A 14,309-nucleotide genomic window follows, 5' to 3' on the forward strand; every position below is an offset into this window, starting at 1 on the left:
ACAAAATTTGTGTTCGACACAGATCCTTGTGGGAGCGGGCTTGCCCGCGAAGGGGCCGGTCCAGTCAATGCAAAATTACTGCGCAGCCCGCGCCGGAAGCAGCTTCAAGGTGCTGCGGGTATTGGCCGTGACTTCTTCATCATTGAGATGTGCCTGGAAGTAAACCCCTTCTATATAGGCTTCGGCCTGATCGTCGAAGTGACGGTCGAACAGCACGCCGCTCTGGCCAACCGGGTTGACGGTCAGGCTGTGGGCCGGGTCGGCGAAGTCGATCAGGCGCCGGGTCGAGGGGCCATAGGTGACAGGCCACGGAGCCGGGCCGATCTTCGCCGAGAGGTTGTTCGGCACTTCATGGGTGCCGGGTGCGGCAAAGGGGCCGACATTGAAGATCAGGTCCAGCGGCTTTTGCTGCCCCAGCGGATGGCCATGGGTCAACGTGTGCGCGCTGCCCCACTGCCATTGCGAGGTGTCCGCGCCAAGGGTGTTCTTGAGATGCGCGATGCTGGCTTGCCAGGCTACCTTCACCGTGTCAGCACGGGTTTCCTTGCCGAGGGTGCTGCGGTTGTCCCACCACGGTGAATCGGCAGTGGCGGCCAGGCGGGGGAGCGCAGCGTCGATCACCCGGGTCGAGAGCAGCGTTTCGAAGAAGTCGTTACCCAGCTCATCGCGCATCGTCGCGTCAGCCAGGTTGAACAGGAACTGGTTGAACAGTGTGGCGCTGGTCGAGTCGATCGGGTAATCGCCTTTCCACTGGGCCAGTTGCTCCACCAGTTTGAGTTCGGCGGGATCCTTCACCACTTCGCGCAACACCGGCAACAGCGGTGCCAGCAGGCGCGGGCCGTAGGCGGTGGTGGTGCCCAGTTGCAGTTTCTGGCTGTTTTCCAGATCCCACTTGATGGCTTTGTCGCTGAGCTGGCGATTGAGTTGCTGGCCGCGATCGGCAAGGTTGTAATAGCCGGGAATCTCCATGCCGGTCGGTGATACTGGCTGGAAGTTGGCCGAGACGATGTAGCCCCGCGCCGGATTCTCTTCCTGAGGGTTGGCGCTGAACGGGTAGAAGCCATCCTTGTCCGCCTCGGCTGTGCTGCCATCGAGGATGAACCACGGACGTACACCCGCCGGACGTTTAGACAATTGCGCCGCCGCCCACCAGCCGATGTCACCCTTGGCATTGGCCCAGACAACGTTCAGGCCCGGAGCCTGGATTTTTGACGCGGCACCGCGGGCCTTGGCCAGGGTGTCGGCGCGATTGAGCTGGTAGAAGCCCTCCAGGATCGGGTTCTGGCTTTCGAGAAAAGCCCACCACATGGCAATCGGTGTTTTGCCGACGCCGTTGCCCAGGGCATCGTTGACGATCGGGCCGTGAGGCGACTGGCGCAGCACCAGGGTGACCGGGGCCTGGCCCTTGACCGCGATCTGCTGCTCGCTGGTCGTCATGTCCACCCAATTGCCGCGATACCAGACCTGATTGGGGTTGTCCGGGTTGACCTTCTCGGCGATCAGGTCGAGGTCGTCGTTCTGGAACATGGTGATGCTCCAGCCGAAGTCGTGGTTCATGCCCAGGGAAGCGAACGGCATCAAGGCCTGATAGTGGCCGTAGAGTTCGAAGCCCGGTGCCGAGAGATGCGCTTCGTACCACACCGACGGCGCGGAAAAACGGATATGCGGATCACCCGCCAGCAGCGGCTTGCCGCTTTGGGTCCGGTTGCCCGCAACAACCCAGGCGTTGCTGCCCTCGTACTGTGGCAGGCCGTTGTCAGCCAAGGCTTGTTCGCTCAGGCGGGCGAGGGCGTTGAGGTCTTTCCAGTCGGCGCTGGCCAAGGCGGGAGCTGTCCCGCTGAGCACGCCTTTTGGCTGCCAGTCGAGATCGAAGATGTTCAGGTAGTCGGGCCCCAGTTGATCGCGCACGAATGTCAGCAAGGGTTCGGTACGAAAGGCCGCAGCAAAGCTGTAGGCCATGTACCCGGCAATACTGATGGTGTCCTGGGCGGTAAATGGACGCTTGGGAATACCCAGCACATCGAACTCCACGGGTTTGGCGTGACTGTCCTGATACTGGTTGATGCCGTCCAGATAGGCTTGCATGGCGATGAAGGAGGGCGACTGCTTGTCGAGATTCGCCAGGTAGGTTTCAGCGCGTTCGCGAATGCGCAGGCTGCGCATCAGTTTGTCGGTGTCGAGCAGTTTCGGCCCGAGCACTTCAGCCAGTTCGCCACGGGCCAGACGACGCAGGACTTCCATCTGGAACAAGCGGTCCTGGGCATGCACGTAGCCGAGGGCGCGGTACAGGTCTGTTTCGTTTTCGGCGCGGATGTGCGGGACGCCGCGCTCGTCGTAGCGCACGGTGACGGAGCCTTGCAGGTGTTGCAGTTCCACCATGCCCTGGCGTGACGGCTGCTTGCTGTAGAGGTACCCGCCGGCCCCGGCGGCCAGCACGACGATCAACAGAGCGAGAGCGGTCAGGCTGCGTTTCATGGCGACTCCTTGTTGTTATTGTGATTCCAGGGGCCACTGTGTAACACGGCGCGCCGATTTGGCGCATCGCCCGTAGGAGGGATTCGTATTGCCGTGTCGTTCCCTACTTCGCTGGATCGACAGGCCACGGGCAGTAACAACCCACGGCCAGTGTGTGCGTGGCACTCACTGCGCGGCCTTCATCCAGTGCTTGCAGGATGGGCTCGATAAAGCTGTTGCTGGAGTTACAGGTCAGGCCTTCGCTGTACGGGCCGAAGTACGCCAGTTTGCCGCTGCGATCCCAGATCGCCACGGCCGGGCTGGCGGGGATCTGCTCGGAACCGGGCAGGATGTCGATGGTTTTCAGGCTGCTCAAGGTGCTCGGCAACTGGCCATGGCTACCGGGCTTTTGCACGGCATAGAATTTCACGCCATGGGGTGCATAGCGCTGCACCAGTTCGGCCAGGTGTTGTTGATTGCCGACATTGCACGGGCAGGCCGGGTCCCAGAAATGCACCAGGCGGATGGCGCCGGGGCCGGCGAGGGATGCGGGAAGGCGCAGCGGATCGCCCGAAAACATTGCCGTGTGCTCGCTGAACGCCCGCAGGTAACGCCCCTGGAACCAGTCGTAGGCCGCCCACAACACGCCGGCACACACCACGGCGAGCAGGCTGGCAAACAAGGTGGTGCGAAAGGGCAGGCGCATCGGTTCAGTCCTCGAAGGCCGGCTAGCTTGCCATGCTTGCCGCGACAGAAGAATATCGCAGGCCTATAAAGTCCGTTTCACGCTCTGGAATTGTCCATGCCGGCTACTTTCGACCCCGATCTTCTACGTGCAGGCTTGCTGCCGCTGGCGGCCGGGCAGCCGTTGTCGGCGCAGGCGCAGGCTTACCAGCAATTCTACGGACTGGATTTTGCGTCGCGTCAGGTGCGCAGCGGTCTTGGGCGATTCGATGTCGATGGCTATGAACTGGTCAGCCAGTTCTGGTGGCCAGAGCGGGCGAAGGCGACGCTGTTTGTCATCCACGGTTTCTACGATCACACCGGGCTCTACCGGCATGTGATCGAGTGGGCGCTGGACCAGGGCTTTGCGGTGATTGCCTGCGATTTGCCGGGGCATGGCTTATCCAGTGGCGAGCGGGCGAGCATCAAGGATTTCGCCGAGTATCAGGACGCATTGCAAGGGTTGTTCCGCGAGGCGCAATCCCTCGACTTGCCGCAACCGTGGCACCTGTGCGGACAGAGCACCGGCGGGGCGATCGTGATCGATCATGTGTTGAATGCAGGAGCGAATAGCCCGGCGCAGGGGCAGGTGATCTTGCTGTCGCCGCTGGTGCGGCCGCGGGCGTGGGGTTGGTCGCAGCTGAGTTACTACCTGCTCAAGCCTTTCGTCAAAGCCATCGCCCGGCGCTTCAGCGAGAACTCCAACGACCCGGCCTTTTTGCCGTTCCTGCAGGCCGATCCGTTGCAGCCGCTGCGCCTGCCGACAGCATGGGTGGGTGCGTTGGCGCGCTGGATCAAACGCATCGAGGCCGCACCCATGAGTCCCCGCCGGCCGCTGATCGTGCAGGGGCAGGCCGACATGACGGTGGATTGGGAGCACAACCTGGAAGTGTTGCGGGGCAAGTTTGATCGGCCGCAGGTGCTGATGCTGCCCGAGGCACGGCATCATCTGGCGAATGAAACGCTGGTGATGCGACAGGAGTATTTCGGGTTTTTGACCAAGCGGATCAAGGGGCGGAATTCCTAGTGACTGTTCTGGCCCATTCGCGAGCAAGCCCGCTCCCACAGGGGGGCGGTGTGTACAGATCCAATGTGGGAGCGGGCTTGCTCGCGAAAGCGGTCTAACTGGCGCCGAAAATCACTGGGTCAGGTTCGAATTGCTCTGCCCCACCGCCAACCCCGCCCGAATCGCCGCCAGCGCCGCTTGATAATAAGCCTGGCCTTCTGCCGATTCGGCAAAGGTCGCGAACTCTTCCAGCTCGTCGTCCGACAGGTCGCGATAGACATACAGCAGTGTGTTGTTGAGGTCGCTGCCGATCTGGTCCATCAGGCGCTGGCGCTGGCCGTTGAGCATGCCCTGGGCCTGACCGGCACCGAGCAACCCAGGGATCATCGAACTCAAGCTGTCGGCGGCAACACCGGCAATCGCCAGGCTGACTTCAGCGCCGGCCTCGCGAGCGGGCAGGGCTTGTGCCAAATGGCCGATGATCAGCATGCGGCTGTCGCTGGCCTGCATCTTCGGCAGACCCTTGGCGTTTTTCGCCAGTTGGTCACGACGGGTCGCCAGCAACTCGGCGGCGACGATTTTCTTGCCCAAGGGCGATTGGAAAAACGTCAATGCGGGTTTGGGGTCGGCGAGATTCTTGCGCAATTGCGTTTCGGCACGCTTGTCTACGGCCTGGGGGGAAAAGCGCTGATTGCTGTTACTGACCAGTGCCTGAAACACCGCCGGCGGCAGGCTGCCCTGGTAGCGTTGCTGAGCAGCCGAGAGGGCGTCGTTGAAATGCGCGCGTTGTTCCGGCCAGCCGGCGACCTTGTACAACTGGTCGTGGCCGTCTGCCCAGGCGGGCAAAGCGCAGAACATCAGCAGTGATAAAAGCAAACGGCGCATAGGGACTCCAGTCAGCAGGCGACTATTCTCCGTGCGGCATCCGTACTTGTCGAGAATTCGTATCAACCCGCTGCGCGGCTCTGTCGGATTTTCGGGCACAGGAATACTATGCGCGGCATGCAAATATCCTCTGATCACCCGCTGCTGTTACGAATCGTCGACGACCTGGCCGAGCACGGCTGGTCGCAGCAGAATATTTTCCTGCCTCAGGACCTGACCCTGGCGCTGGCGGCCGAGTGTCGTAAACGTGCTGCCGAGGGTGAACTGGCTCCGGCCGCGGTGGGCCGTGGGCCCTCATCGGAGATCCGCGAGGGGATTCGTGGCGACCATATCCAGTGGATCGACCCCGGCCAGGCCGAGGTTTGCGACAGCTATCTGTGCTTGATGGACAGCCTGCGCGAGGCGATCAATCGCGGTCTGTTTCTTGGCCTGGAGGATTTCGAAAGCCATTTTGCGATGTACCCGCCCGGTGCTTTCTACCTGAAGCACGTCGACCGCTTTCGCGATGACGACCGGCGCATGGTTTCGGCGGTGGTTTACCTCAATGACGGCTGGCTTCCCGAACACGGCGGCCAGTTGCGCATGTACCTCGACAATGATCGCGTCTACGACGTGGAACCTGTCGGTGGCTGCCTGGTGGTGTTTCTCTCCGGAGAGGTTCCCCACGAAGTCCTGCCCGCGACCCGGGATCGACTGTCGCTGACCGGCTGGTTCCGGCGGCGCGGCAACGAGCCGTTCTGATCATGCAGAAAATTCTCGTCAGCCGCTGCCTGTTGGGACACCGCGTACGTTACGACGGCGGGGCCAGCGGGCCGTTCGACCAGCTTCAGCAGTGGCTTGATGACGGTCGGGTCGTGCCATTGTGCCCGGAGGTCGCCGGAGGCTTGCCAACGCCACGGCCGGCAGCGGAAATTCCAGGCGGGCAGGGCGCGCAAGTCCTCGATGGCCATGCATTGGTGATCACTACCGAAGGCGAGGACGTCAGTGCGGCGTTTTTGTCGGGGGCGTATCAGGCGCTGGAGCTGGTGCAAATGCATGGCATCCGCATCGCCGTCCTCAAGGCCAACAGTCCGTCCTGCGGCAATCTGCTGACCTATGACGGGACGTTCAGCGGCGTGAAGGTCAGTGGCGAGGGCGTGACGGCGGCGCTGCTCAAGCGCCATGGGGTGCAGGTGTTCAGTGAACTGGAGTTGCCGCAAGCGGCGCAGGCTTTATTGACGCTGGACTGACAACCGCCACAAAACCAATGTGGGATCGCCGCACCGCCGCTCCCACAGTTGGGTTTCATTGTTCTTTCGGCTTGGGCTCCACATCCGCATCCGCCCCCAACCACTTCTGCTCCAGCGCTTGCAGGCGCCCATCATCCTTGATCCGCTGCAATGCGTTTTCCAGGCTGGCATGGAACGCCGGATTACCCTTCTGAAACGGAATCGCCAGGCTCACGGCCGGGTTGGCTTTGGGCTTCTCTTCTGTCAGTGACTGCACCAGCAGAATGGAGCGCGGCTCTTCTTTCTGCGCGATCAACTGCGCATGGGTTTGAATGTAAGGCTCGCTGAAATCGAAACGATCCTTTAGATCGGGGGTCTCTGCTATGTGGTTGATGGCGATGTCGTATTTGCCGCTTTCAACACCGCTCAACAGATCGTTGGAATCGGTGACGACAAAGTCGGCGCGCACATCCAGTTCGTTGGCCAGCATTTGACCCAGTTCGACTTCGAAGCCCGCAAGATTGCCGTCTTCCTTGAAATTGAAGGGGGGTGTATTGGCTTCAAGGGCAATGCGCAATTCGCCGCGGTCGTTCACGTCGTCAATCAGTTCGGCATGAGCCAAAGGGCTCAAAAGGGGTAGCAGGCAGATCAGGCCAGGCAGAAAGCGCATGGTCACTCCTTTGAATTTATTATCGCGACCCTCTGATTCAGGCTCGCTTTGCTATGGTTGTCGAGTGCCTTCGACAACAAATGGCTCTGAAGTTGTCATGACCACGCGGATTTTATGGAAAAACTGGAGAAGAGAATGAAAACCTTTATGTCACGTGCTGCTTTGGCTGGCCTGTTGATGGGTGTTTCGGTGCTGGCCAGTGCTGCAACGCCGGCTCCGAAAGGCGCCGAAGTGTCCATTGTTTCTCCCAAGGACGGTGCGACGATTCCACAGACAGTCGTCGTCAAGTTCGCGGTCGAGAACATTGCCCTGGCACCGGCGGGCGATACCACCAAGAACACCGGTCACCACCACGTGCTGATCGACGTCGATGAGCTGCCAGCCGCCGGTGCGCCGATCCCCAAGGATGCCAACCACCTGCATTTCGGCGGTGCGCAGACCCAGGCTGAAATTACGCTCACGCCGGGCAAACACACCCTGCAGCTTGAACTGGGCGATAGCAACCACATGCCGTTCGATCCGCCGATCGTTTCCGAGAAAATCACCGTCAACGTCAAGTAACGTTGTTGCGTGAATGAAAAAGGGAGCCCGAAGGCTCCCTTTTTTTGTCGCTCAAGTCGCGATCAGAACAACACCCGGCTACGGATGGTGCCGTTGACGTGTTGCAGCTTCTCTTGCGCCAGGTCCGAGTACTCGGCGTCGACGTCGATCACCACGTAGCCGACCTTCTCGTTGGTCTGCAGGAACTGACCGGAGATGTTGATGCCGTTTTCGGCGAAGACCTTGTTGATCTCGCTCATCACACCCGGGACGTTTTCGTGGATGTGCAGCAGGCGGTGCTTGCCAGGGTGAGCCGGCAGGGCCACTTCCGGGAAGTTCACGGACGATACCGAAGTACCGTTGTCGCTGTACTTGACCAGTTTTTCCGCCACTTCCAGACCGATGTTGGCCTGGGCTTCAGCGGTAGAACCACCGATGTGCGGAGTCAGGATCACGTTGTCCAGGCCACGCAGCGGGCTTTCGAACTCTTCGTCGTTGGAGCGTGGTTCCACCGGGAATACGTCGATGGCCGCGCCGATCAGGTGTTTGTCCTTGATCGCGTCCGCCAGGGCGTCCAGTTCGACCACGGTGCCGCGGGCGGCGTTGATCAGGATGCCGCCTTTCTTGATCGCGCGGATTTCCTTCTCGCCCATCATCCACTGGGTGGCGGCGGTTTCTGGTACGTGCAGCGAAACGATGTCGGACATCGCCAGCAGCTCGTGCAGGTTGCCTACCTGAGTGGCGTTACCCAATGGCAGCTTGGTGATGGTGTCGTAGAAGTACACCTGCATGCCCAGGCCTTCAGCCAGGACCGACAGTTGAGTACCGATAGAGCCGTAACCGACGATACCCAGCTTCTTGCCACGGATTTCGAAGGAGTTGGCCGCGCTCTTGATCCAGCCGCCACGGTGGCAGGAAGCGTTCTTCTCAGGGATGCCGCGCAACAGCAGGATCGCTTCGGCCAGCACCAGTTCCGCTACGGAGCGGGTGTTGGAGTACGGAGCGTTGAACACGGCGATGCCGCGTTCGCGGGCAGCGTCCAGGTCGACCTGGTTGGTGCCGATGCAGAAACACCCTACAGCCACCAGCTTCTTCGCGTGATCGAAGATCTCTTCGGTCAGTTGAGTGCGCGAGCGAATGCCGATGAAGTGAGCATCAGCGATCTTTTCCTTGAGCTGGGCTTCCGGCAGAGAACCGGTGAGGTACTCGATGCTGGTGTAGCCCGCCGCCTTGAGGACGTCGACAGCCGATTGGTGGACGCCTTCGAGAAGAAGGAACTTGATCTTGCTCTTATCGAGAGAAGTCTTGCTCATCTGCGTAAACCTGTATCCCGGAGAAAAATGGCAGGGAAGGGAGCAGCCCGGAGCTGACCCGCACGGCAGGAAAGCCGTCGCCGCAGAACAGCCGTTGGGCACTATGCTGCGGGGTCGGTATGCTAGCATATGCGCCCCGCTAAACACTCATTCCTGCGACGTGAAGCGTTCTCAGGATGACCATGAATTGTTCGAGAGTTCTGTCGATGACCAATCCTGCCCTGATTGATGAGCTGAAGACCCTGGTTGAGCCTGGCAAGGTGCTGACCGATGCCGACTCCCTGAATGCTTACGGAAAGGATTGGACCAAGCATTTCGCCCCGGCCCCGACCGCCATCGTGTTCCCCAAGACCACCGAGCAGGTCCAGGCCATTGTCCTGTGGGCCAATAAGCACAAGGTGGCGCTGGTGCCATCCGGCGGTCGCACCGGGCTGTCCGCCGCTGCCGTGGCGGCCAATGGCGAAGTGGTCGTGTCGTTCGACTACATGAACCAGATCCTCGACGTGAACCTCACTGACCGTACCGCCGTGTGTCAGCCGGGTGTGGTCACCGAGCAATTGCAGAACGTGGCCGAAGAAAAAGGCCTGTACTACCCGGTGGACTTCGCTTCGGCCGGTTCCAGCCAGATTGGCGGCAACATCGGCACCAATGCCGGCGGAATCAAGGTCATTCGCTACGGCATGACCCGTAACTGGGTCGCCGGCATGAAAGTCGTCACCGGCAAGGGCGATGTGCTGGAACTGAACCGCGACCTGATCAAGAACGCCACCGGCTACGACATGCGTCAGCTGTTCATCGGTGCCGAAGGCACCCTCGGGTTCGTGGTCGAAGCCACCATGCGTCTGGACCGCGCGCCGAAAAACCTTACCGCGATGGTCCTCGGCACCGCCGATTTCGACTCGATCATGCCGGTGCTACACGCCTTCCAGAGCAAGCTCGACCTGACCGCCTTCGAATTCTTCTCCGACAAGGCCCTGGCCAAAGTCATGGCTCGTGGCGATGTGCCGGCACCGTTCGAGTCCGACTGCCCGTTCTACGCACTGCTGGAATTCGAAGCGACCACCGAAGAAGTGGCCAACCACGCCCTGGAAACCTTCGAGCACTGCGTCGAGCAGGGCTGGGTACTGGACGGCGTGATGAGCCAGAGCGAAACCCAGTTGCAGAACCTGTGGAAGCTGCGCGAATACATCTCCGAAACCATTTCCCACTGGACGCCGTACAAGAACGACATCTCGGTCACTGTGTCGAAAGTCCCGGCGTTCCTGAAGGAAATCGACGCGATCGTCGGCGAACACTACCCGGACTTCGAAATCGTCTGGTTCGGCCACATCGGCGACGGCAACCTGCACCTGAACATCCTCAAGCCGGATAACCTGAGCAAGGATGAGTTCTTTGCCAAGTGCGCCACCGTCAACAAGTGGGTGTTCGAAACCGTCGAGAAATACAACGGTTCGATCTCCGCGGAGCATGGCGTGGGCATGACCAAGCGTGACTACTTGACCTACAGCCGTTCACCGGTTGAGATCGAGTACATGAAGGCCGTCAAGGCGGTGTTCGACCCGAACGGCATCATGAACCCGGGCAAGATCTTCGCTGTTTGATTTTCGAATTCAAGAGCTACGAACCAGGAGTCGGTCCATGAGCTATCAGCACCAGTATGTCGACGGTACGCGCATTCATTTCCCGCTAGGGAAAGTGGTGTGCATCGGCCGTAACTACGCGGAACACGCCAAGGAACTGGATAACCCGGTGCCGACCGAGCCACTGCTGTTCATCAAGCCGGGCAGCTGCGTGGTGCCGCTGGAAGGCGGCTTCAGCATTCCAACCGAGCGCGGTTCGGTGCATTACGAAGCGGAAATCGCGGTCTTGATCGGCAAGCCGTTGTCGACCAAGCCGAGTCGTGAAGAAGTGCTCGACGCCATCTCCGGTTTCGCTCCGGCCCTGGACCTGACCCTGCGCGACAAGCAGGCCGAGCTGAAATCCAAGGGTTTGCCTTGGGAAATCGCCAAGTCCTTCGACGGTGCGGCAGTGATTGCTCCGTTCGTGTCCGGCAGCACCTTTGCCGACCTGACCGACATCGGCATCCGCCTGACCATCAACGGTGAAGTGCGCCAGGACGGCAACAGCGGCGCAATGCTCAACCCGATCGTGCCGATGATCCAGCACATGGCCGGCTGCTTCTCGTTGCAGGCCGGGGACGTGATCCTCACCGGCACGCCAGTGGGCGTTGGTCCGCTGAATGTCGGAGATGAGATCGTTCTGGAGTTGCCGGGCGCCAGCCGGTTTACCAGCAGCGTTCGCTAGTTGTAACACCGCTGTATCCTGTGGGAGCGGGCTTGCTCGCGAAGAGGGAGTGACAGTCAACATAAGTGTTGCCTGACACACCGTTTTCGCGAGCAAGCCCGCTCCCACATTGGTTTTGTGGTGGCCTGTAAAAGGCTCATCCTGTCATTTCCCGTTTTTTTCACATCCTCTCTGGATAATTTCAGGGCTTTCGGCCTCTGAGCCGGCCGCAAATTGTGCTATTACCCCTAGCCTGAATTTCTGGAACGCATTCCCCAATGGCCACTCCACCGCTATCCACGCTTAAACCTGCCCGCCGCTCACGCTTCGCCCTGCGTTGGCAAATCTGGCTACTGCTGGTGGCCGTTGTCGCCTACGGCGTTGCATTTGCCATGCACTGGGATGCGCGGGGCGTGCTCTGGGTGAAAGAGCAATTCAAGAGCCCGGCCGAGCGTCAGGCCAGTATCTGGCTTCCGGACTACCGGGCGGTGATCGATGCCAAGCCGTTGCCGGGCATGGAGAAGGACGAGGCGTCGGACCTGGCCTATGACCCCCAGACCAAAACCCTGTTTTCGGTCATGGGCAAGAACCCGTTCCTGGTCGAATTGAACTTGCAGGGCGATGTGCTGCGCAAAATGCCGCTGGTGGGCTGGAGCAATCCTGAAGGCGTTACCGTGCTGGGTAACGGCCTGTTGGCGATTGTCGATGAACGCGATCACCTGATCACCATCGTCAAGGTCGATGCCGACACCCGCGAGCTGAACATCGTCGATTTCCCGAAATACGACCTGGGGCCTTCCAAAGACCAGAACAAGGCCTTCGAAGGTGTCACCTGGGATTCGCGTAATCAGCAGCTGGTGCTGGGCGAAGAGCGTCCGCCGGCATTGTTTGCCTGGAAAGGTGACGGCAAGGTCCTTACCGGTGACAAGCTGAAGCTGGCCAGCCATGCACTGGATATGCGCAACCTGTCGGCACTGGCCATCGACCCGCGGACCGGCCACATGCTGGTGCTGTCCGCCGATTCGCACCTGTTGCTGGAGCTGGACAAGAAGGGTGAACAGGTCAGTTTCATTACGCTGTTGCGTGGCTTCAATGGCCTGAAAAATACCATTCCGCGTGCCGAAGGCGTGACCATGGATGACGCGGGCACGCTGTACATGGTGAGTGAGCCGAACCTGTTTTATCGCTTCGAAAAACAGCACTGACGTTTACGATTTGCAGGATTGCCTGTGCTCGGTTGTAGAATCGGGTCCGCGGCCATTAAGCTTCAGTTCAGACAGGCGTGATATTTCATCCGCCTGTCTTGAACCCGAGCCCGCCCGAATGCATCGATTTGCCCGCCCCAAATCCCTGATTCTGATCCTGTCGGTGGTCTCGCTGATCGCGCTGATTGCGCTCGGTCAGTACCAGCGCCTGTTCGAACGCGCCTGGTTCAATCTGCACGTGCTGTGGCAGCCGGTGAGTTCCCGGTCCATGGGCCTTGACCAATATCAGGTCGTGACCGAAGCGCAGGTGATCGATAGCCAGGTTGACAACGTTTCAGCGTTGACCTACGACCCGGTGCGCAAAAGCCTGTTCACCGTTACCAACAAGCGAAGCGAGTTGATCGAGTTGTCCCTCGACGGCAGGATTTTGCGCCGTGTGGCACTGGTCGGTTTCGGCGATCCCGAGGCGGTGGAGTTCATCAGCGCCGACACCTACGTGGTCGCTGACGAAAGCCAGCAGCGTCTGATCAAGATTCATCTGGAGCAGGACACGACCTTCGTCGACGCGGCAGACGCCGAACAAGTGACCATCGGCGTAAACATGAGCAACAACAAGGGCTTCGAGGGGTTGGCGTACGACTCGGTGGGCAAGCGCCTGTTCGTGGCCAAGGAGCGCGACCCGATGCTGATCTACGAGGTACACGGCTTTCCGCGCTTCAACCCTGAAGAATCCTACTCGGTGCACGTGATCAATAACTCCAAGCGTGATGCCGGGTTGTTTGTACGAGATCTGTCGAGCCTGCAATACGACGAACGCAGCGGGCATTTGCTGGCGCTGTCGGATGAGTCGCGGTTGATTCTGGAGCTGGATGTGGATGGGCGTCCGCTGAGCACAATGTCATTGAGCAAGGGGAGCCAGGGTCTGCAGAAAAACGTGCCGCAAGGGGAGGGGATCGCCATGGGAGATGACGGTACGCTGTACCTGGTGAGTGAGCCGAACCTGTTTTACGTCTTCAAGAAACCACAGCCCTGAAAAGCAACGCATAACCCTGTGGGAGCGGGCTTGCTCGCGAAGGGGGCGTGTCAGTCGATAGAGATGTCAACTGACAGCCTGCATTCGCGAGCAAGTCGGATCGCCGCACCGCCGCTCCCACAGGTTTCATCTATCCACAAATTACTCAGCGCGCAGGGTCTTCACGCCTTCGCTTGTACCCAGCAGCAACAGATCCGCCGGACGTGCCGCGAACAAACCATTGGTGACCACGCCGACAATCGCGTTGATCTGCGTCTCCAGCTCCACCGGATTGGTGATCTGCATGTTGAACACGTCGAGGATGATGTTGCCGTTGTCGGTGACTACGCCTTCACGGTAGACCGGGTCGCCACCGAGCTTTACCAACTCACGGGCCACGTGACTGCGGGCCATTGGGATCACTTCCACCGGCAGCGGGAAGTTGCCGAGCACCGGCACCAGTTTGCTGGCGTCGGCGATGCAGATGAACGTCTTGGCCACGGCCGCGACAATCTTCTCGCGGGTCAGGGCAGCGCCGCCGCCCTTGATCAGGTTCAGGTGCTCGTCGCTCTCGTCAGCGCCGTCGACATAGAACTCCAGGTCGCTGACGGTGTTCAGTTCGTACACCGGAATCCCGTGGCCCTTGAGGCGCGCGGCGGTGGCTTCGGAACTGGCGACGGCGCCATCGAATGCGCCCTTGTGTCGGGCCAGGGCATCGATGAAGCAGTTGGCGGTGGAGCCGGTGCCGACCCCGACGATGCTCTTGTCGTCGAGTTTCGGAAGGATGAAGTCGACGGCGGCCTGAGCCACTGCCTGTTTGAGTTGATCCTGGGTCATGCGGGCTCCGAAGTGCCGAAGAGAGAACGAAAGGCCGGCATTATAGGCTTCGGGGCGGGGAAGGTCATTGCCCGATTGGCGGTTCGTGACCGTTCCCTGTAGGAGCGAGCTCGCTCGCGATGGACGTGAACGATAACGCGTAAAACCAGGTACCCCGCGGCGTCTTTGGGTTT

14 protein-coding genes are annotated in these 14,309 nt (G+C 60.3%); 8 read left to right on the forward strand and 6 right to left on the reverse strand.

What is annotated here, in order from left to right:
- Nucleotides 1-75: 75 nt before the first annotated feature.
- Nucleotides 76-2,475 (reverse strand): penicillin acylase family protein, encoded by a 2,400-nt coding sequence (locus ACEN8Q_RS24525; RefSeq protein ID WP_413703838.1) that lies wholly within the window; start codon nt 2,473-2,475, stop codon nt 76-78.
- Between the two features lie 103 nt (nt 2,476-2,578).
- Entirely contained in the window at nt 2,579-3,160 is a 582-nt protein-coding gene (locus tag ACEN8Q_RS24530; RefSeq protein WP_413421889.1) for a DUF6436 domain-containing protein, read from the reverse strand.
- A gap of 96 nt (nt 3,161-3,256) precedes the next feature.
- Here ACEN8Q_RS24530 and ACEN8Q_RS24535 point away from each other — a divergent pair, with 96 nt between their 5' ends.
- Nucleotides 3,257-4,204 carry an alpha/beta hydrolase gene (locus tag ACEN8Q_RS24535; protein WP_413421887.1) on the forward strand — a complete coding sequence of 316 codons (948 nt, stop codon included), beginning with the start codon at nt 3,257-3,259 and terminating at the stop codon, nt 4,202-4,204.
- Nucleotides 4,205-4,315: 111 nt separating this feature from the next.
- On the opposite strand, the gene ACEN8Q_RS24540 is transcribed toward ACEN8Q_RS24535, so the two are convergent.
- Entirely contained in the window at nt 4,316-5,068 is a 753-nt protein-coding gene (locus tag ACEN8Q_RS24540) for a DUF2059 domain-containing protein (RefSeq protein WP_413421885.1), read from the reverse strand.
- A 108-nt stretch (nt 5,069-5,176) separates the two neighbouring features.
- Here ACEN8Q_RS24540 and ACEN8Q_RS24545 point away from each other — a divergent pair, with 108 nt between their 5' ends.
- On the forward strand, nt 5,177-5,809 hold the full coding sequence (locus tag ACEN8Q_RS24545; RefSeq protein WP_413703839.1) for a 2OG-Fe(II) oxygenase: 633 nt from the start codon (nt 5,177-5,179) through the stop codon (nt 5,807-5,809).
- A 2-nt stretch (nt 5,810-5,811) separates the two neighbouring features.
- Nucleotides 5,812-6,297, forward strand: coding sequence for a DUF523 domain-containing protein (locus ACEN8Q_RS24550; protein WP_413421882.1), 486 nt, complete (start codon nt 5,812-5,814; stop codon nt 6,295-6,297).
- A gap of 55 nt (nt 6,298-6,352) precedes the next feature.
- Here the strand turns inward: ACEN8Q_RS24550 and ACEN8Q_RS24555 are convergent, their stop codons facing one another.
- On the reverse strand, nt 6,353-6,946 hold the full coding sequence (locus ACEN8Q_RS24555) for a transporter substrate-binding domain-containing protein (RefSeq protein WP_413421880.1): 594 nt from the start codon (nt 6,944-6,946) through the stop codon (nt 6,353-6,355).
- A gap of 135 nt (nt 6,947-7,081) precedes the next feature.
- Between ACEN8Q_RS24555 and ACEN8Q_RS24560 the strand changes: the two genes are divergently transcribed.
- Nucleotides 7,082-7,507 (forward strand): DUF4399 domain-containing protein, encoded by a 426-nt coding sequence (locus tag ACEN8Q_RS24560; RefSeq protein ID WP_008015365.1) that lies wholly within the window; start codon nt 7,082-7,084, stop codon nt 7,505-7,507.
- Between the two features lie 62 nt (nt 7,508-7,569).
- On the opposite strand, the gene serA is transcribed toward ACEN8Q_RS24560, so the two are convergent.
- Nucleotides 7,570-8,799, reverse strand: coding sequence for a phosphoglycerate dehydrogenase (gene serA / locus ACEN8Q_RS24565; protein WP_413703840.1), 1,230 nt, complete (start codon nt 8,797-8,799; stop codon nt 7,570-7,572).
- A gap of 206 nt (nt 8,800-9,005) precedes the next feature.
- Between serA and ACEN8Q_RS24570 the strand changes: the two genes are divergently transcribed.
- The 4 genes from ACEN8Q_RS24570 to ACEN8Q_RS24585 all read left to right on the forward strand — a co-directional run bounded on the left by ACEN8Q_RS24570 (nt 9,006) and on the right by ACEN8Q_RS24585 (nt 13,320).
- On the forward strand, nt 9,006-10,400 hold the full coding sequence (locus ACEN8Q_RS24570) for an FAD-binding oxidoreductase (protein ID WP_043302073.1): 1,395 nt from the start codon (nt 9,006-9,008) through the stop codon (nt 10,398-10,400).
- Between the two features lie 37 nt (nt 10,401-10,437).
- The gene (locus ACEN8Q_RS24575) at nt 10,438-11,103 is read left to right on the forward strand and encodes a fumarylacetoacetate hydrolase family protein (RefSeq protein ID WP_413421877.1); all 666 of its coding nucleotides are present in this window, start codon (nt 10,438-10,440) and stop codon (nt 11,101-11,103) included.
- A gap of 257 nt (nt 11,104-11,360) precedes the next feature.
- The gene (locus tag ACEN8Q_RS24580) at nt 11,361-12,287 is read left to right on the forward strand and encodes an SdiA-regulated domain-containing protein (RefSeq protein ID WP_413703841.1); all 927 of its coding nucleotides are present in this window, start codon (nt 11,361-11,363) and stop codon (nt 12,285-12,287) included.
- 118 nt (nt 12,288-12,405) lie between these two features.
- The gene (locus tag ACEN8Q_RS24585) at nt 12,406-13,320 is read left to right on the forward strand and encodes an SdiA-regulated domain-containing protein (RefSeq protein WP_413703842.1); all 915 of its coding nucleotides are present in this window, start codon (nt 12,406-12,408) and stop codon (nt 13,318-13,320) included.
- 141 nt (nt 13,321-13,461) lie between these two features.
- Here ACEN8Q_RS24585 and rpiA read toward each other — a convergent pair whose 3' ends face one another.
- On the reverse strand, nt 13,462-14,136 hold the full coding sequence (gene rpiA / locus ACEN8Q_RS24590; protein WP_413421871.1) for a ribose-5-phosphate isomerase RpiA: 675 nt from the start codon (nt 14,134-14,136) through the stop codon (nt 13,462-13,464).
- Nucleotides 14,137-14,309: the final 173 nt, after the last annotated feature.

The sequence above is a fragment of the Pseudomonas sp. Pseusp16 genome (assembly GCF_047324915.1).
In the GTDB taxonomy this organism is placed as follows: domain Bacteria; phylum Pseudomonadota; class Gammaproteobacteria; order Pseudomonadales; family Pseudomonadaceae; genus Aquipseudomonas; species Aquipseudomonas fluorescens_CD.

What these genes read in the sequence shown, in the direction of transcription:
- serA (WP_413703840.1), bottom strand. Translation starts at nt 8,799, where the DNA reads ATGAGCAAGACTTCTCTCGATAAGAGCAAGATCAAGTTCCTTCTTCTC.
- ACEN8Q_RS24545 (WP_413703839.1), top strand. Translation starts at nt 5,177, where the DNA reads ATGCGCGGCATGCAAATATCCTCTGATCACCCGCTGCTGTTACGAATC.
- rpiA (WP_413421871.1), bottom strand. Translation starts at nt 14,136, where the DNA reads ATGACCCAGGATCAACTCAAACAGGCAGTGGCTCAGGCCGCCGTCGAC.
- ACEN8Q_RS24540 (WP_413421885.1), bottom strand. Translation starts at nt 5,068, where the DNA reads ATGCGCCGTTTGCTTTTATCACTGCTGATGTTCTGCGCTTTGCCCGCC.
- ACEN8Q_RS24530 (WP_413421889.1), bottom strand. Translation starts at nt 3,160, where the DNA reads ATGCGCCTGCCCTTTCGCACCACCTTGTTTGCCAGCCTGCTCGCCGTG.
- ACEN8Q_RS24560 (WP_008015365.1), top strand. Translation starts at nt 7,082, where the DNA reads ATGAAAACCTTTATGTCACGTGCTGCTTTGGCTGGCCTGTTGATGGGT.
- ACEN8Q_RS24555 (WP_413421880.1), bottom strand. Translation starts at nt 6,946, where the DNA reads ATGCGCTTTCTGCCTGGCCTGATCTGCCTGCTACCCCTTTTGAGCCCT.
- ACEN8Q_RS24550 (WP_413421882.1), top strand. Translation starts at nt 5,812, where the DNA reads ATGCAGAAAATTCTCGTCAGCCGCTGCCTGTTGGGACACCGCGTACGT.
- ACEN8Q_RS24525 (WP_413703838.1), bottom strand. Translation starts at nt 2,475, where the DNA reads ATGAAACGCAGCCTGACCGCTCTCGCTCTGTTGATCGTCGTGCTGGCC.
- ACEN8Q_RS24580 (WP_413703841.1), top strand. Translation starts at nt 11,361, where the DNA reads ATGGCCACTCCACCGCTATCCACGCTTAAACCTGCCCGCCGCTCACGC.
- ACEN8Q_RS24535 (WP_413421887.1), top strand. Translation starts at nt 3,257, where the DNA reads ATGCCGGCTACTTTCGACCCCGATCTTCTACGTGCAGGCTTGCTGCCG.
- ACEN8Q_RS24585 (WP_413703842.1), top strand. Translation starts at nt 12,406, where the DNA reads ATGCATCGATTTGCCCGCCCCAAATCCCTGATTCTGATCCTGTCGGTG.
- ACEN8Q_RS24575 (WP_413421877.1), top strand. Translation starts at nt 10,438, where the DNA reads ATGAGCTATCAGCACCAGTATGTCGACGGTACGCGCATTCATTTCCCG.
- ACEN8Q_RS24570 (WP_043302073.1), top strand. Translation starts at nt 9,006, where the DNA reads ATGACCAATCCTGCCCTGATTGATGAGCTGAAGACCCTGGTTGAGCCT.